Here is a 17,819-nt window from a genome sequence, read left to right as displayed (position 1 = left end):
AGTCAATGACAAACGCGCGCCATGAATCCCGCAATACGGATAATTGAAAACACTCGAAATTGAAGCAAATCCGCGCGCCCGGCAGCGCCTGTCACGACCCCGCGTGGCTCAGCCTTTTTGAACGCGATCGAAAACACCGGCACGGCGCGTGGTGTCGATCAGCCAGCCCTCCGGGCCGCACAGATCGCTGGGCAGCCAGATGCCAATGCGGCGGATGGCCAGGGCAATCAGGCGTTCGAAGGCAAACAGCGCGGCAAGAGCGCACAAGAAAATCGAAATGGCATACAACAAAAGCTCGGTCATCGCGTCCCCCGAAATGGCAGGCAAAGGCCCCGGTTCGGACCGTTTGAGGGCCTTCAACCACGCCGATGATTCAGCCATGTGACAGTCCGGAACGCCGGGACGAAAATCAGGCGATTGTCAGACAAAAGCCCGGTGCCGGACGCCGCGCCGGGCATGATCCGGGCCGTCAGCGATCCACTGCCAGACCGGACGGGACGCGGTCCGGCACCCCGAGCCGTCCGGACAGGGCCGCGGGATCTGTCAGGCTGTCGAGAAAGGCCAGCAGCGCATCCAGCTCAGGCTCCGTCAGCGCCGGGCCAGAACGTGATGCCGCCGCGAGGGCCGCGCGTTCGGCCGGGTCGTCAAGCACCGCCCAATCCGGTTTGCCCCCTGGCAGATCCGGCAGCACAGCGCTGCGCACATAGGCGTCGAGCGCCGCCCCACCGCGCACATGATCGGCCACAAAGCGGCGTAGATCGTCGTGCGCCCCCGCATGACCCCAGGGCCCGGTCCGCGCCACGTTGCGCAAGGAAGGCGTGCGGAAGGCAAAGCGGTCTTCCTCGCGGCCGGTGACGCGCATCCGGCCGTCATCGCGCGAATGGTGTTCGAAGCGGGCGGCCTTGCCCGGTCCAAGCTGCGGCGCACCGGTGGCGTGAAACCCGTGATCGGTCTGGAACGGACCGCTGTGACACCCGGCGCAGCCTGCCTCCCCGTAAAACAGCGCCGCGCCATCGGCAGCCAGCCCGGAGAGCGGCACCTCACCGCGCAGCGCCGCGTCAAACGGACTGTCGTCGGAGCGCCATTCGAAGGCGATAAAGGCGGCGATGGCGTTGGAGATATCGGTAAAGCGGACCTCTTCTCCCGCGGCCACATGCGGATAGACCGCCTCGAAGCCAGCCTGATACTGCGGGATCGCCGCGACCCGTTTCGAGATGATGTCCCACGCGCCGCCCGGCCCGGTGATCAGACCGGAGCGCACCGCCTGGGCGACGTCATTCTCCGAGTAATGCCCGGCCATCTCGTCCGGCGAGAGCACGGGAAACATGGTCTGGGCCGACAGCACGCCGGAGAAGCCCGTCACCATGTCCTCGTCCATCGGCGTGCGAATGCCGCTCTTGCGGGTCGGATCGGCCTGAATGCGGCCATCGTGAAACAGCGTGGTAAAGGCCTTGGCGCCCAGGTTGAACAGCGCCGTGGCGTTGCGCGGAATGCGTTCTTCGGGCGTGTTCCGCGCCGTGGCATGCCGGTCCGGGCCAAGCCCGACACCGCCCTCTCCGAGGCCGAGGCTGAGCCCGTCGGAGGTGGCGAATTTGGGGTGGTGGCAGGTGGCGCAGGAGATGTTGCGGTTGCCCGACAGAACCGGATCGTAGAACAACAGTTGCCCAAGCTTTGCCTCGGCGGGATCAATGGGGCCGTAATCGGCCTCTGTCACCGGCGGCGGCAACGGGGTTTGTGCCGCGATGCCGCCCGCTGTGGCCAGTCCCAAGACCGCCGCGATCCAAACCGCCTTGCACATGAGGCTCCTCCCGATTGCCATATGAAAAGCTATGCCACGCCGGGCGCGCCGGGGCAATTCACCGGCGGGATGCGGACGGGATGTCGGGACGCTCTCGATGGCATGAGATCGCAAGGACACAGGGGCTTGGCCCGCGCCCATTGCATGGCCAGAGCACCGGCGAAACCGGGCAGCACCGGAGGCCTGCCCGGCACGGTCAGGATCAAGGACAGGACAGAGCACATCGAACGGCCCCCGATCCGGGCGTTGCAGGCGCGGATCAGACAAGCCCTTCGGCGCCCGAAAAGTCGGTTGCACCCTTCCACAGCGTTCAAAATCTCCATCGCCGTTTCGCCCCGCGCCCTTCACTGGCTGATCCGGGTCACCCCGTTCAGTGTCACATCCTGCCAGGATGTCGTTGTGCCGTCCGGCCATGTCACCTGCACCTGCGCCATCTTTGCCGTGCCCAGACCGAAATGCAGCGGCAGCGCGCTGCCCCCGGCGTGGCCGCCGCCGATGGTGCGTTCCTGCTGCTGCACGCGGCCATCGGCGCGCACCGCAACCCATGCCCCCACCGCCCGCCGGTTTACCCCAGGCTGCGCCAGGTCCACAGCCGTCCAGGCCCCCGTCGCCTCCGACACGTTGCGCCACAGCTCCATCGGCGCGCGCCGGTTGACCACCGCAAGATCCAGCAGACCATCGCCGTTCAGATCGCTGAGCGCCGCACCGCGCGCGCGGTCCATCGTGGCCACCCCGGCCACCGCGCCGACCTCCCGAAAGGTGCCGTCGGCCTGCTGCATCAGCAGCGAATTGGGATCGTGCATCGCCATGCCGGGCATCTGGTCGACATTGCCCTTGGAGATGAACAGATCCGGCAGCCCGTCGTTGTCGACATCGCCGAACTCCGCATGCCAGCCGGTCGAGGGCCGGCCATCGTCTCCGGTGTGCGGGCGATGCGCGGTGGTGCCCTGTGCGTAGGGCGCATCCTCGAAGCCGCTGCCGCGATTGAACTGCAGCAGTTGATCGCCCATGGACGTCATCATCACCTCCGGCAGGCCATCGCCGGTCAGATCGCGCGCCGCAATGCCCATGCCCCAGAGCGAGACCTTGGCCCAATCCTGTCGCTCCTGCAGGGGCGAGAGGCGGTACATCTGCTCATAGCCGCCACGCACGTAGTAGTGCCGATCGTTGGAGAGGCGCAGTTCAGGCGTGCCGCTGCGCTGCCAATCCGAGATCAGGGCCGAGAGCGTGCAGTAGCCGGGGCTGATGGACTCAACCGCGCCAAAGCCCGCCGCCCCCGGGCGGACCAGCGTGCTGTCGTCGCAGGCTTCGAACGGTCCTTCCGGATCGGTGCGGTCGACGTAATTGCCAAAAACCACTGTGGGCCAGTCCGCGCCCGCTTCCCAAGTCGCGGTAAAGGCGGTGGTCCAGGCGTCGTGTTGCGGCAGGGACCATGCGTCCGTGGCGTCCTCGAACGCGCAATTGCCAAGTCCGCGCAGCACCCGGTTCGGCCCGACACGCAGGATCGCGAGGTCCAGCCGTCCGTCGCTGTCGATATCAATCGGATAGGCTCCGGTGACGCCGGTCATCTGCGGAAACGCACCGGCCAAAAAGCGCAGCGCGCCGCCCACGTCCGACGCATTGAGGAAAAGCCGCGCCGGTTCCGTGCCGCCCGCTGCCAGTAGCTCTGGCAGCGCATCGCCATTGCAGTCGAATGCCGCCACGCCCCCGCCGACAAAATGCTCCCACCCACCGGAATAGACATGCTCGACCGGAAGCCCGGCGCGATCATCGACGAAGGCCGGATCGGCCCCTGCCTGCGCGGCGATCAGGCACAGCCCCAGAGCGCCCCTCATTGCGCCGCCACGTCCCGTGCGCTGCCGAGCATCTGCTCGGTCAGGCTCTGCAAGGCCAGCGCGGCGGCCCCGCGCGCCCAAACCATGTCGCCCCAGGCGTGGATCTCGACTTTGGGTGGTTTACGTCCGGTGTCGAGCGTCATCGTGTTCATCTCGCGCAGGGTTTCATTGGCATAAAGGTAGTCATAGCGCATCCGCTCGCCGGACAGGATGATCAGCTCGGGATCGAAAAGGTTCGAGACATTGGCCAGCGCCAGGGCAAGATAGCGCCCGGCGCGGCGAAAGATCGAATGCGCCGCCGGATTGCCGGACTTGGCCTGCCGCAGCAGCCCTTCGAGCAGCACCGAGACAGAGCGGTCTTCCATATCGGGCAGGTTCAGCGCCGTGCGGGCCTCGCGCACCAGCGCATAGTCGGCAACATAGGCTTCGAGGCAGCCCCGCTGTCCGCAGCGGCAAAGCGCTCCGTCCAGATGCACCTTGGCGTGGCCCAGTTCCATGCCCACCCCGCGCGCACCCCGGTAGAGCCGTTGATTGATGACAAACCCCATGCCGACGCCCTGTTCGATCGTCACCACGGCGAAGTCAGAGATAGTGCGCCCGACCCCGAACCACAATTCGGCCAGCGTCAGAAGATTGGCATCGTTGTCTATTTCTACCGGCATCCCGAGACGCCGGGCCAGCGCGGACGCGATTTCCGTATCGCGCCCCTGCAGGATCGGAGACCACAGCACCGTGCGGGTTTCGCCGTCGATGAAGCCCGGAATGCCCAGACCCATACCGCACAGATCACCGGGCGTCAGACCGGCCTCGGCGCAGACGTCGCGCATCAGCGCCTCGACATCGTCCAGAAGCTGCGCGCGCGAGAGCGGCCGGATTTCGCGTTGCGCGGCGGCACTGGCCACCACCTGCCCCGACAGATCCGCAATGACGGCGGTATGACGGCGGTCAGACAGCTTGATGCCGATGACATGATGCGCCCCCGGTCGCACCCGCAGCGCCACCGCCGGACGGCCACGGCCCGTATCCGCCTGACGCGGGGTTTGCACCTCTTCAAGAAGAGCACTTTCGATAAGCTCGGAGGTGATCGTGGTCACGGAGGCCGGGCTGACCCCGAGATCCTTGGCCACCTGTACACGCGGCAATTGCCCATGCGCGCGCAGATGCTCGAAGACCAGCTGGCGCAGCGGCTTTTGCGCCGCGTCGGCCGGACGGAGCAGCGGGCCACACCCGGCAAACGCCTCTGTCTCCACATCTTTTTCCCGCACAGCCGTGACGCCCTTTTGCTTCAGAGGATTAAGTAATCACGATCAATATCCGCACCCCGCCCAAATTATAAGCGGTTTTACGGGTGAGAAGACAGGAAACCTTGCATCTTGGCAATCCCTCGGCGCAAATTTAATTTGACACCTGAATTTAATCGCGACAGTGTTGCGCCACACCGGCGAGTCAGCCGGGCATTGCCCGATACGGGCGACATGGGAGGAAATCATGTACAAGACTTTGTTGGCCAGCGCGGCCATGACCCTTGCGATGGCTGTGACGGCCTCGGCTCAGACCGTTGGCGTGTCCTGGTCCAACTTTCAGGAAGAGCGTTGGAAGACCGATGAAGCGGCGATCAAGGGTGCCCTGGACGCGGCTGGCGCGTCCTATGTCTCCGCCGACGCACAGTCGTCGTCCTCGAAGCAGCTGTCGGACGTTGAATCGCTGATCGCGCAGGGCGCGGACGTTCTGATAATCCTCGCGCAGGACACGCAGGCGATCATCCCCGCCGTTCAGGCTGCCGCCAACGAAGGCATTCCGGTCATCGCCTATGACCGCCTGATCGAAGACGCCCGCGCCTTCTATCTGACCTTCGACAACGTGGAAGTCGGCCGCATGCAGGCCCGCGCCGTGCTCGAAGCCGCTCCGGAAGGCAATTACGTCATGATCAAGGGCTCGCCCACCGATCCGAACGCGGACTTCCTGCGCGGCGGACAGCAGGAAGTCCTGCAGGCGGCCATCGACAGCGGCGCGATCACCATCGTCGGCGAGGCCTACACCGATGGCTGGCTGCCCGCCAACGCACAGCGCAACATGGAACAGCTGCTGACGGCGAACGACAACAAGGTCGACGCGGTCGTGGCCTCCAATGACGGCACCGCAGGCGGCGCCGTGGCGGCGCTGACCGCACAGGGCATGGACGGCATTCCGGTTTCCGGTCAGGACGGCGATCACGCCGCGCTGAACCGCGTCGCCCGTGGCACCCAGACCGTGTCGGTGTGGAAAGATGCCCGGGATCTTGGCAAGGCTGCCGGCGAGATCGCCGTGGAGCTGGCCGGCGGCACCGCGATGGGCGACATCGAGGGTGCGCAGGAATGGACATCGCCCGCGGGCACCACGCTTTCCGCCAAATTCCTTGAGCCGGTCCCGGTGACAAAGGACAACCTGACCGCTGTCGTGGACGCAGGCTGGATCGAGAAAGACGCTCTGTGCCAGGGCGTCACCGACGGCCCCGCACCCTGCAACTGATCGCGCGTCTGCTGACGTGACGTGACCGAAGGCCCCCGCCGCGCATGGACGCTGGCGGGGGCTGCTCTCACCTTCATACAAGTGAGGTTCCCATGGCAGAGGCCAGCGCCTCCGGCTCCACCGCCGGTCGCAAATCTTTTTTCCAGACCCTTGAGTTCGACACCCGCCTGCTCGGCATGATCGGGGCGTTCATCATGGTCTGTGTCGTGTTCAATGTGTTGACGGAGGGGCGCTTCCTGACCCCGCGCAACATTTTCAACCTGACGATCCAGACGGTCAGCGTGGCCATCATGGCCACCGGCATGGTCTTTGTCATCGTGACGCGCCACATCGACCTGAGCGTCGGCTCGCTGCTTGCGACCTGCTCGGCGATGATGGCGATTACCCAGACACAGTTGCTGCCGAACCTCGGCATCGACTACGGAAGCCCGGCAATGGCGCCGCTCGCGATCATCGTGGGCCTTGCCACCGGCGCGCTGATCGGCGCGTTTCACGGCTGGCTCGTGGGGTATCTCGCGATCCCGGCCTTCATCGTGACGCTTGGCGGTCTGCTCGTCTGGCGCAACGTGGCGTGGTATCTGACCAGCGGTCAGACCATCGGGCCGCTCGACGACACCTTCCAGATGCTTGGCGGCATCGGCGGCACCCTTGGCGCCGGCCTCAGCTGGGTCTTTGCGCTAATCGCCGTGGCTGCGGCATGGCTAGCCATCAACAATGCGCGCCGCGCCCGCATCCGCCACGAATTCCCGGTCAAACCGGTCTGGGCCGAGGCGGTTCTGATGGGCCTCTCTGCGGCGCTGATCCTTGGTTTCGTTGCCACGCTCAACGCCTATCAAATCCCGGTCCGCGTCCTGCGCCGTGCCTTCGAGGCGCGCGGCGAGGTCATGCCCGACGGCTACACTCAAGCCTATGGCCTGCCCTTCTCCGTGCTGCTGCTGATCGCAGTTGCGGTGATCATGACACTGCTGGCGCGCCGCACGCGGCTTGGCCGATACATCTTCGCCACCGGGGGCAACCCGGATGCGGCGGAGCTCTCCGGGATCAATACGCGCCTGCTGACGGTCAAGGTCTTTGCCATCATGGGCGGGCTCTGCGGGCTGGCGGCGGTCGTCGCCTCGGCGCGGCTGTCTTTCCACTCGAATGACATCGGCACGCTGGACGAGTTGCGCGTGATCGCCGCCGCCGTCATCGGCGGCACCGCCCTCGCCGGTGGCCTCGGAACGATCTACGGCGCCATCCTCGGCGCGCTGATCATGCAGTCGCTGCAGTCGGGCATGGCCATGGTTGGTGTCGATGCGCCGTTCCAGAACATCGTCGTCGGCGCGGTCCTTGTGCTCGCGGTGCTGATCGACATCCTTTATCGCAAGCGGACGGGAGACGCGTGATGATTGACAGAAGCGGAACCCCTCTTGTCGAAATGCGTGACGTCTCCGTCGCCTTTGGCGGGATCAAGGCGGTCGATCACGTCAGTGTCGATCTGCACCCTGGCGAGGTCGTCGGCCTGCTGGGCCACAACGGCGCGGGCAAATCGACGCTGATCAAATGCCTCTCCGGTGCCTACAAGATGGACGCCGGAGAGATCCTGATCGACGGCGAAAAGGCCGAGATCCACAATCCCCGCGATGCGCGTAAATACAACATCGAGACGATCTACCAGACGCTCGCGCTGGCGGACAATCTCGATGCGGCCTCCAACCTCTTTCTCGGTCGCGAGCTGGTGACGCCCACCGGCTTTGTCGACGATGCCCAGATGGAGGCGGAGACGCGCAAGATCATGGGGCGGCTCAATCCGAACTTCCGCAAGTTCAAGGATCCGGTCAAGGCGCTCTCGGGCGGCCAGCGGCAGTCCGTCGCCATCGCCCGCGCGGTGTATTTCAACGCCCGCATCCTGATCATGGACGAGCCGACAGCCGCACTCGGCCCGCAGGAGACGCAGATGGTTGCCGAGCTGATCCAGCAGCTCAAGGCCCAGGGCATCGGCATCTTCCTGATCGAGCACGACGTGCATGCGGTCATGGACCTGTGCGATCGCGCCTCGGTGATGAAAAACGGCCAGCTTGTCGGCACCGTGAACGTCGATGAGGTGACCGACGAGGACATCCTCAGCATGATCATCCTCGGCAAGAAACCGGTCGCCGCCGCGTGACCAATCTGCCCGCCCCGATAGAAGGCGGGCCGCTTCCTCCCATACAGAGACAGACATGACCGATTTTTTCGCAAACATCCCTCAGCTCAAGTACGAAGGTCCCGAAACGGACAACGACTTTGCCTATCGCCACTACAACCCTGATGAAATCGTCATGGGCAAGCGCATGGAAGATCATCTGCGTTTTGCCGTGGCCTACTGGCATTCGTTTGCCTGGGAGGGCGGCGATCCCTTCGGCGGGCGCACCTTTGACCGGCCGTGGTACGGCGAGGGCATGCAGCAGGCGAAAATGAAGGCCGATGTGGCCTTCGAGATGTTCGACCGTCTCGGCGTGCCGTTCTTCTGTTTCCATGACGAAGACGTGCGCCCCGCTGGTGCGGATTTCGCCGAAACCACCCGCAATCTCGAAGAGATTGTCGATTACTTCGGCGAAAAGATGGAAAGCTCCGGGACCAAGCTGCTCTGGGGCACGGCCAACCTCTTTACCCATCGCCGCTTCATGTCCGGCGCGGCAACGAACCCCGACCCGGAGGTTTTTGCCTGGTCGGCGGCCACGGTAAAGACCTGCATGGACGCCACGCACAAGCTGGGCGGCGCGAACTATGTACTCTGGGGCGGTCGGGAGGGCTATGAGACGCTGCTCAACACCGATCTGACGCGCGAGGCGGAGCAGGCCGGGGCGTTCCTGTCGATGGTCATCGACTACAAGCACAAGATTGGCTTCAAAGGACAAATCCTGATCGAGCCCAAGCCGCAGGAGCCGTCCAAACATCAATACGATTATGATGTCGCCACCATCTATGGCTTCCTCAAGCGCTTTGGCCTTGAGAACGAGGTCAAACTGAACATCGAGCAGGGCCACGCCATCCTTGCTGGTCACAGCTTTGAACATGAGCTGGCGCTGGCCGGATCGCTGGGAATTCTCGGCTCCATCGACATGAACCGCAACGATTACCAGTCCGGCTGGGATACCGACCAATTCCCGAACAACGTGCCGGAAGTGGCGCTGGCCTATTACGAGGTTCTCAAAGCGGGCGGGTTCACCACCGGCGGCACCAATTTCGATGCCAAGCTACGGCGGCAATCGCTGGACGCGGAGGACCTGATCCTTGGCCATGCGGGCGGCATGGATGTCTGTGCGCGCGGTCTGAAGGCGGCGGCTGCGCTGCTCGAAGACGGCGGTCTCGAAGCGGCTCGCGACGCGCGCTATGCCGATTGGGACAAGCCGGAAAACAAGGCGATGCTGCACTCCGACCTGGCCAGCATCGAAGCCCGTGTGCGCGATCAGGGCCTCAATCCAGAGCCGCGCTCCGGCCGTCAGGAGCGCCTTGAGAACCTGTGGAACCGCTATCTCTGAAGCCGGATCACGGCACATGACAACACAGCAGGGCCGCCCCACCGGGTGGCCCTTTTTCATGCGGCGCTGTCGCGTCTGGCTGCGGGTCGCGATCGCGATGGCGTTGACGCCCGTGCCCATCCGGATAGGCCAGTCTATCCGTAAGTTGCCCAATCGACGCCCGCATCAGTGATGCCATTCGTACCGGTCAAACGCGAACGTCAGACGCATCAGATCTCAATGCGCCGCGCGCGGCGCGATGACATGAAGGCCGGCGCTGAGTCTTTCCGCCACAATCGGAGCGAGTACGAGCGGTCTACGCAGTCTCGGCCTGTGATCTGGCGCACAATTATCAAGGGAATTCGGCCTCTTGCAGGTTTCACGCATAGGGGCAGTTACGTAAAAATTCGCGTCGTCAACTCAGATGGAAAACAACCCAAAAGAGATCAAACCACCCCTCAGCTCACTTAAGCAGACAATCGGCAGGATGCCGATCATAGGACCAGCAAGGTCTCTTAAGCGATTGCAGAACCGATCAAAGACTATGGATTTCGGATTCTCAACCTCTGGATTTGAGGACCCCTCCCCTTACGATACCGGCCGCGCAGACACCCTCGGGATTGAAAGGCTGCAAAACAGACCGTCAACCTAAAGGTGTACACCCTCATTAACTGTCCACAATCTTAGCTTTACTTGCGTGGCAGCCTCCTCCTACACAATCATGCAGGAAGACAATTTCAGGGAGAGCACTAATGGGAAATGAGTACATCGGTCAGGCGTTGCTGGTGGGCTATGATTTTGCCCAACGCAACTTCGCCAAATGTGATGGCCAACTCATCGCGATTTCGCAAAATACGGCGCTTTTTTCGCTGCTCGGAACCATTTATGGCGGTGACGGGCGGACCACCTTTGGCCTTCCCGACCTGCGCGGCCGAACTCCGATTCACTATGGCCGCGGACCGGGCCTTTCCGACTACAGGATCGGTCAGCACGGCGGCACCGAACAGGTGACACTGACCGCAGCGGAAATGCCCTCCCACACCCACAACCCGCGGCTTCGCGCGGAGAACCGAAACGGCAACGTCGATACGCCGGAAGGCCAGATGATCGCTGGCCACGCGGGCGGGTTCCGATCGCAATCGCCCGCTGATGACGTCGTACTTGATCCCGCAGCGATCACGGAGCAGGCTGCCGGCGGCAGTCAGCCACACACGAACCTGCAGCCCTATCTGGCGATGAACTACCAGATCTGCCTCTACGGTATTTTCCCGTCTCGCAACTAGAGAGACGGTACGGTCCCCATGAGTTCCACGGCAAAGGCCCGTTCCGCGCGGGCCTTTTTCACGCCCGGCGTGCATGTTCCGGCGCAACGCCCGGCACGCCCCAAATCACGCTTGTTCCCGGCCAGGACCTTTGGCAAAATTCCGAGGCGTCCCCGCCGGCCCACCGGGGCCGAATTCACGACGGAGCCATTCCATGCAAACGCTTTTCCCCAAAGGAACAGTGACGTTCCGCCCGACGCAGGACACCGACCGCGCTTTTCTCATGAGCCTCTACGCAAGCACGCGGGAGTGGGAATTCCGCATCGCGCAATGGAGCCCGGAGGACAAACGCGACTTTCTCGAACAGCAGTTCAAGACGCAGGACACCGCCTATCGGATGCAGTTTCTCGGGGCGTCCTTCCTGATCATCGAGATGGATGGCCAGCCCATCGGGCGCTTGTATGTCGACCGACAGGATGACTGCCTCTACATCATCGAATTCACTCTGGCCGAAGGTTGGCGCGGGCGCGGCATCGGCACCGACATCGTGAAATCGCTGCTCAACGAGGCCTGGGGCGGCAAGGTCCCCGCGCGGTTGAGTGTAGAACTCACCAACCCGGCCCAGTCGCTGTATCGCCGGCTGGGGTTCCGGCCCCTGCGCCAGACCCCGACCCATCTTCATATGGAATGGCGTCCCGACCTGACCCCGCGCGAGATCTGATCGCATAGCGCGGCTCAGCTGAACCCGATCTCGTACAGGGTGCAATCGTGGTCCTGCCGAAACGGGACCATGAACAAGGACAGCCTGCCCAGCTCGGGAAACTCGATTTCCCGGATTCGCTGCTCCAACACCGGCTCGCGCGGGCCTTCGAGAACAATGACAAAGGCCTGCCGCGGCGGCAGCACCCGGCCTTCGATCTCGATATGATTGTCGCGCAGGGTCTGGCGGCCGAGCTGCTTGACGTTATCGAGCAATAGCGACACCGGCCCATCCGCCGTATCCGTGGTCACGGTCTGTCCGGTCAGCCCCTCGAAGTGCGCCGGGGTCAGTGTGGCAAGGTCAGTCATGATAAATCCAATTCAAGCCGTCGTCGGTTCAAGGGATCGCATCCGTCAGCGGAGGTCAATCACCTTCCGCCTCCTGTCCCGTCCGCAGCACGGCACACGCCGGAGCAGATCGGATATGCGCCATGCGGGTTCGCCATGTTTCATGATGCCTCGACGCCTTGCGTTGCCGCCATGGCGGACCATGGCGCGTGATCGCGCCCTTGTGTCTTCCGATGCGCCCATCAGCTTTGCACAAGGAACCACATCGCCGCCGTAACAACATCTGTTTGCGCGCGCCTGCAGCCTGCGAAACGCCGCCAATCTGCCGAGCAAAAAAGGTTTTTCGCCCCGAATGGTTGCATCTCTGTGAGGAAAATCACTTTTTAAGCTGCGCAAATATGCTAACGTCCGCCGCAAAGGACTTCGACGAGCTAAAGCACGGTTCGGCGGAATTTCAGCAGGCAGACCGCTCGGGCGCTTGGCGCCGAGCCGAATTGGAGACGATCATGCCACTTTTTGAATTCGACGAGGGCAGTCAGGTTGGACCTCTTGGCGGGACAAACCCGTCCCACACCTTCTCGGACGAGAGCGTCAATTTCACGATCAGCACCTCCGGCAACCCCGGGGGGAACCAGTTGACCTACAGCCCGGCACTGGGCGGCGACGGTCAGATCTCCATCTCTGACCAGGGCACCGGCGTCGCCAGCTGGACACTTGACGTGACCAACGCGGCCAGCAACTTTTCCGGCTTACTGGCTCTTCGCCTTGGCTCTTCGATTACGGGGACATGGCAGGTGATCCTGAACGGCACAAACGGCAATTTCACCACCACGATCAACGCCGCCAATGCCGATAGCACCATCAACGTCAATCAGGGTGGCACCAACGAGTTTACGTCCATCAAGTTCGTTCCATCGGGCAGCGCGTATCTTACGCTCGACAATCTGAACGCGACGCTGGTCTGTTATCTCGAAGGCACCGGGATCGAGACGGCGCGCGGCCGCGTGGCTGTCGAAGATCTGCTGCCCGGCGACACCCTGCCGCTGGCAACCGGTGGCGAGACCACCGTAAAATGGGTCGGCGTTCAGCCGATCAACGCACGCACTGCGCACCCCGCGAAGGTAAACCCGATCTGCATCAAGGCCGGGGCTGTTGCCGATGGCGTGCCGAGCCGCGATCTCTTTGTCTCGCCCGATCACGCGGTGGAAATCGACGGTTTGTTGTTCAATGCCAGTGCACTGGTCAACGGCAAAACGATCTACAAGGTCGCGCAGATGCCGATGGACGGCTTTTCCTATTACCACGTCGAGACCGACACGCACGAACTCATCCTCGCCGAGGGGCTCGCCTCCGAAAGCTATCTCGACAACCCCGATCGCAGCGCCTTTATCAACGGCGCCGAACGCGCGGGTGTGCCGATGATCCGGGAAATGGCCCTGCCGCGCATCATCGCCCCGCGCATGGTTCCGGTGGAGATCGTGGCCCGCCTTGCCGGGCGCGCAGACGCGCAGATGCAGACAACCGCCGCAGATGAGGTCGCCGCCTGATCGCGCAGACCGCAGGTCGCGACTGTCGCATTATCATGGGAAAGGCCGGGGCTGACAGGCCGCTGGCCTTTTCTTATGGGTGCAGCCCTTGTCCCGCGCCTGCCGACGGGGAAAACAACGGCGGCGCGCCTCGTCTGTTTGCGTTTTCGCCGCCGCGCGCCTAGAAAAATCACAGCGGCAGGCGCTTGCCTGTCCGACCAATTTGGAACATGCCGATGACATCCTCCGCTGCCGCAATTGATGCCGCCGAACTCGCGTCGGTCAACGAAGACATTCGCAGGATCGTTCAGCACCAGGCCGCCGGGCGATATGAGGACGCGGGCGCCCTGATCTCACGCATCCTGGGCAAGCATTCCGGGTTGACGCGCCTCGTCCATCTCAAGGCGCTGAACCTCGCCTACCTGGGCGAGCGGGACGAGGCCAAGGCGCTGCTGCAGGATATTCTCAGCATCGAACGGAAAGATCCGAGCATCATGGTGGATTATGGCGCCATTCTCGCGCAGGACGGCGCGCTGGATGAGGCCACCGAACAATTCCGCTCCGCCGTGGAGATCGCCCCGAACCACGCGATGGCACAGGCAAATCTCGGGGCCGCGCTGGTGATCAAACAGGCCTATCCCGAAGCGATCCAGCATCTGGAGCGGGCTGTCGCGCTTGACAACACCGTACTCGATCCGCTGATCAATCTCGCCACGGCGCTGATCCGGGTCAATAGTTTCGACCGTGCCATCGATGTGCTGTTCCGGGCGCTGATCGTCGATCCGCAGAGTGCGGCAGCCCATTCGCAACTGGCCCATGCGCTGTTCCGCCGTGAACGTCCCGACAGCGCCGAGCACCATGCCCGCCGCGCCATCGAACTGGCTCCGGACCAAGTAGAGCCCAAGCTGCACCTCGGCAATATCCTCGCCTCCGCGGGACGCTTGAACGAGGCGACCAAAGTGTTGCTGAGCATAGCCGGGCGCCCGCCCTTCGGCATTCCCGCCCTCGCCCGCGTCGTCAATCTGCGCAAGACCCGCGAAGACAGCCCGGAATATGCCTTGCTGCAAAACTACGAGAGCCGCATTGCCGATATTCCGCGGGAACCGCGCACCACGCTGCACTTCGCTCTCGCCAAGGCCGCCGACGACCTCGGCCAATACGGCAAGGCCATGGACCACTACCACGCGGGCAATGCACTCAATGCCGAGCAGCACCCCTACGATGAAACCAGCGCCGCGAAGCAGCATGCGCGCCTTCTCGCACTCTCTTCTCCGGCGCTGCTGTCGCGCTGCAGCGGCGGCGGCGGGATCGACGCCATGACGCCGATCTTCATCTGCGGCATGCCGCGCTCCGGCACAACACTCATGGACCAGATGTTCTCGCGGCATCCGGATGTGCAGGCCGGCGGCGAGCTTCCCGGCTCACTCCGCGCGCTTGCCCGTAACAAACAGATCCGCGCTGCGCTCGAACAGGAGATCCCGCCCGAGAGCCTGACCGCCGATGACTTCACGCGCCTTGGTGAAGACTACATCAGTGTCTTGCATGGCGAAGGGCTGCGCGGGGCGTTTGTTTCCGACAAGATGCCCGCGAACTACATGTATATCGGCCTGCTCGCTCTTGCGTTGCCAAAGGCGAAATTCCTCATCATGCGCCGCCATCCCATGGACTGCCTGCTTTCGAACTACATGCAGAACTTCGGCTCCAACCAGACATTCAGCACCGATTTCACCACCCTCGGCAGTGTCTACCGCCGCTTTGACGCCATGGCGAACCACTGGGCCGCGCTGCTGCCGGATCGGGTCCGGCAGGTGCCCTATGAGGACGTCGTCGCCGCCCCCGAGCCGCGCATGCGGGCGGTGCTCGACTTTGTCGGGCTGGACTGGCGCGAGGACGTGCTCGACCACACGAAGTCCTCGCATCAGGTCAACACCGCCTCCTTCGCGCAGGTCCGGCAGCCGATTTATGGCACCTCCGTTGCGCGCTGGCGCCGCTATGGCCCGCTGCTGCGCGATCTCGCCGCCGAAGTAAAGGACAGCCTGACCGAAGACGAGCGCGCCGCCGCCGGATTGGACCCGGCAGGCTGAGGCCGGACCGGAGCCGGACACCCCCATGACAGACACCACCCCGCCCCCGACGCCCTCTTGGCAAAGCCATGCCGACGCCGCCGATCTGGCTTTGGATCAAGGCGACCTGACCGCCGCCCGCTGGGCCATCGAGGCTGCGCTGAACGACGTGATCCCGGTCAAGATCCAGCTGTTGCAGGCCGAACTGCACCGCCGAGACGGCAGGATCGCCGAGGCCGAGCGCCAGCTGCGCATCACCGCCGCGCGCAACCGTGGCAACTTCTGGCCGATGTTCAGGCTGGCCGAGCTGCTGCTTGAGCAAAACCGCCTGACCGAAGCAGCCGAAACGCTCGACGCCGGGCGCGGGCGCGGCGAGGCGACGCGTCACAAGCCTTTTCTGGCCCTTGACGTGATCCTCCGCGAGCGGCTGGGGCAGCCCAACGCGCTGGCGCAGGCACTTGCCGCCTGTCTCGATCACCCGCCGATGCGCTTCGATCCGGCCCCGCCGCTCAGGGCGCTGACTTCCCTGCCCGGCGGCGTCGCTCTTGCCATGCCGCTCTATCATCGCGCATTGGACGCCAATCCGGCGCATGCCGACCTGCGCGCCGACTTTATTGCGCTGCTGACCGGCCGCTGCCCACCGGGGGAGGCAGTCTCCGGGCTGTCCCTGCTGCTGGACAGCGCGGACACAGCCGACGCGGTGCGGGCCGTGGCGCTGCCCCTTGCGCGCATCCATCGCCAGCTTGGTCAGCAAGACGCGGAAGAAGCCGTCCTGCAGCGGCTGGCCCGCGCGGCCCCGACGGACACGGAGTTGCTGCGCCACGTCTTTACGACGCAAATGGTCTCTGCCGACGCCGAGACCCTGAACCGGATCACCGCAGCGCTGAAAGGCCGTGTGCCGGATCGGGTATACACCGAACTCTCGGCTCAGGTCGCCATCGCGCTGATGGCGTTTGACACCGCTGTCGCCCTGCTGCGCCCGCTTCGCGCCCCGGCCAAACCGCCGCATGTAGCCCAGATGCAGGCCACCGCGCTGATCGGTCAGGGGCGCTATGCGCTCGCTCTGCGCTATCTCGCGGCCTGTGCCCGACGGTGGCCGAAGGCGCGCGGGCTTTGCAGCTACCGGATCATCTGGGCGATGAAACTCGGACAATTGGAAGTGGCCGAGGCCGCCATCGAGAGCGGCAAGGACAGCCTCGCCCCAGGCGAGATCGCCGGGCACCGCATGCGGCTGGCGGGGATGCGCAACGATCTGCCCGGTGCCATGGAGCATTACGCCGACCTGCGCCGCCTCGGGCAATTGACCCTGCCGCATCGCGTCATCATGGCCAAGCTGATCTATGGTCTGGCGGACATTGCCCGGCTGGACGAGATCTACGCCGCCATCGGGAACCCGCTGGGCGAGACCGGCAAATTGCTGCACCGCAGCGGCCTTGCCGGGACCATGTCTCTGGAGCTGCAGCTCGAACACCGCGATTACAGCGCGCGCGGCGGGTTTGACACGCTTGAGGACTGGCGACAGGCGCGTCCCGGCTCCGTCGTTGCCGCGATCCGGCTGATCGACGCATGGCGCGCACAGACGCCGCCCATGGCACAGGCCGGAGAGGCAGTTCCCCGGCGCATCTTCCAGTATTGGGACAAACCGGAGCCGCCAGAGATCGTCCAGCGCATGACACAGAGCTGGGCCGGAGCAGAGGGATTCAGCCACGAACTCTGGACCCGCGCGCAGGCGGTGGCCTTCCTGCGCGAGAGCTTGGGTCCGCGCTGGGTCCGGGCGCTGGAAATGGCGCGCAATCCGGCGGAGGAATCCGACCTTTTGCGGCTTTGCCTGCTGGCCAAATTCGGCGGGGTCTGGGCCGATGCCGACGACCGGCTGCATGGCGATCTGGGCGGTCTGCTGGAGGAAACCGCCGGTCTGGTGATCTACCGAGAGGCGCTCGGCGGGGCCTTGGGCAATAATTTCATCGCCGCGCCGCCGGGACATCCGGCGGTGATCCTCGCTGCCAAGATGGTGAAACAGGCGCTGCTGGACCGCACCGCCGAGCTTGCATGGGGCAAGACCGGCCCCGGCGTACTGACCCGCGCGGTGGCGCATTATCTGGTTCAGACGGATGTGTCCCGCGCGGAGTTTCCGCTGACCATCATTGAAAACGACCGGCTGGCCCGCGTGGTCGCCATGCACAATCCGGTGCGCTACAAGATCCTCCCGAGCCACTGGACCGCTGAAAGCACCCGCCCCAGCCAGACCGAAATCTGGCCGGCGCTTCTGGACGCTCTGGAAAACCTCTCCTGACACCA

Annotated in this window: 14 protein-coding genes; 9 read left to right on the top strand and 5 right to left on the bottom strand. The window is 64.2% G+C overall.

The annotated features are described in order from the left end of the window. Positions 1–108: 108 nt before the first annotated feature. From ACN2XU_RS04575 to ACN2XU_RS04560, 4 genes are all read right to left on the bottom strand, one after another. Positions 109–381, bottom strand: coding sequence for a hypothetical protein (locus ACN2XU_RS04575; RefSeq protein WP_419409219.1), 273 nt, complete (start codon positions 379–381; stop codon positions 109–111). 88 nt (positions 382–469) lie between these two features. Further along, positions 470–1,798, bottom strand: a complete 1,329-nt coding sequence (locus ACN2XU_RS04570) for a cytochrome-c peroxidase (protein ID WP_419409218.1) — start codon at positions 1,796–1,798, stop codon at positions 470–472. 344 nt (positions 1,799–2,142) lie between these two features. Continuing rightward, positions 2,143–3,633, bottom strand: coding sequence for a CRTAC1 family protein (locus ACN2XU_RS04565; protein WP_419409217.1), 1,491 nt, complete (start codon positions 3,631–3,633; stop codon positions 2,143–2,145). Beyond that, positions 3,630–4,883: an ROK family transcriptional regulator gene (locus tag ACN2XU_RS04560; protein ID WP_419409216.1), complete on the bottom strand. Its 1,254-nt coding sequence runs from the start codon at positions 4,881–4,883 to the stop codon at positions 3,630–3,632. The genes ACN2XU_RS04565 and ACN2XU_RS04560 overlap by 4 nt, the downstream gene beginning before the upstream one ends. Positions 4,884–5,151: 268 nt before the next feature. Here ACN2XU_RS04560 and xylF point away from each other — a divergent pair, with 268 nt between their 5' ends. The 6 genes from xylF (at position 5,152) to ACN2XU_RS04530 (ending at position 11,606) form a co-directional block, all read left to right on the top strand. Then, positions 5,152–6,141 (top strand): D-xylose ABC transporter substrate-binding protein, encoded by a 990-nt coding sequence (xylF, locus tag ACN2XU_RS04555; RefSeq protein ID WP_419409273.1) that lies wholly within the window; start codon positions 5,152–5,154, stop codon positions 6,139–6,141. A 92-nt stretch (positions 6,142–6,233) separates the two neighbouring features. After that, positions 6,234–7,526: a sugar ABC transporter permease gene (locus ACN2XU_RS04550; protein WP_419409215.1), complete on the top strand. Its 1,293-nt coding sequence runs from the start codon at positions 6,234–6,236 to the stop codon at positions 7,524–7,526. Continuing rightward, positions 7,526–8,287: an ATP-binding cassette domain-containing protein gene (locus tag ACN2XU_RS04545; RefSeq protein ID WP_419409214.1), complete on the top strand. Its 762-nt coding sequence runs from the start codon at positions 7,526–7,528 to the stop codon at positions 8,285–8,287. Before ACN2XU_RS04550 ends, ACN2XU_RS04545 begins: the two co-directional genes overlap by 1 nt. 55 nt (positions 8,288–8,342) lie before the next feature. Beyond that, positions 8,343–9,644, top strand: a complete 1,302-nt coding sequence (gene xylA / locus ACN2XU_RS04540; protein WP_419409213.1) for a xylose isomerase — start codon at positions 8,343–8,345, stop codon at positions 9,642–9,644. A 731-nt stretch (positions 9,645–10,375) separates the two neighbouring features. After that, positions 10,376–10,906 carry a phage tail protein gene (locus ACN2XU_RS04535; protein WP_419409212.1) on the top strand — a complete coding sequence of 177 codons (531 nt, stop codon included), beginning with the start codon at positions 10,376–10,378 and terminating at the stop codon, positions 10,904–10,906. A 193-nt stretch (positions 10,907–11,099) separates the two neighbouring features. Next, positions 11,100–11,606, top strand: a complete 507-nt coding sequence (locus tag ACN2XU_RS04530; protein ID WP_419409211.1) for a GNAT family N-acetyltransferase — start codon at positions 11,100–11,102, stop codon at positions 11,604–11,606. Positions 11,607–11,620: 14 nt separating this feature from the next. Here the strand turns inward: ACN2XU_RS04530 and ACN2XU_RS04525 are convergent, their stop codons facing one another. Next, entirely contained in the window at positions 11,621–11,953 is a 333-nt protein-coding gene (locus tag ACN2XU_RS04525) for a DUF6916 family protein (protein WP_419409210.1), read from the bottom strand. Between the two features lie 485 nt (positions 11,954–12,438). On the opposite strand from ACN2XU_RS04525, the gene ACN2XU_RS04520 reads away from it, so the two are divergent. The 3 genes from ACN2XU_RS04520 (at position 12,439) to ACN2XU_RS04510 (ending at position 17,814) form a co-directional block, all read left to right on the top strand. Beyond that, entirely contained in the window at positions 12,439–13,479 is a 1,041-nt protein-coding gene (locus ACN2XU_RS04520) for a Hint domain-containing protein (protein WP_419409209.1), read from the top strand. 215 nt (positions 13,480–13,694) lie between these two features. Then, positions 13,695–15,542 (top strand): tetratricopeptide repeat-containing sulfotransferase family protein, encoded by a 1,848-nt coding sequence (locus ACN2XU_RS04515; protein ID WP_419409208.1) that lies wholly within the window; start codon positions 13,695–13,697, stop codon positions 15,540–15,542. A gap of 25 nt (positions 15,543–15,567) precedes the next feature. Then, positions 15,568–17,814 carry a glycosyltransferase gene (locus tag ACN2XU_RS04510; RefSeq protein ID WP_419409207.1) on the top strand — a complete coding sequence of 749 codons (2,247 nt, stop codon included), beginning with the start codon at positions 15,568–15,570 and terminating at the stop codon, positions 17,812–17,814. Positions 17,815–17,819 lie beyond the last annotated feature (5 nt).

It is taken from the genome of Pacificoceanicola niger (assembly GCF_048553275.1).
GTDB lineage: Bacteria > Pseudomonadota > Alphaproteobacteria > Rhodobacterales > Rhodobacteraceae > Pacificoceanicola.
This window is presented reverse-complemented; position numbering and strand designations above follow the sequence as displayed.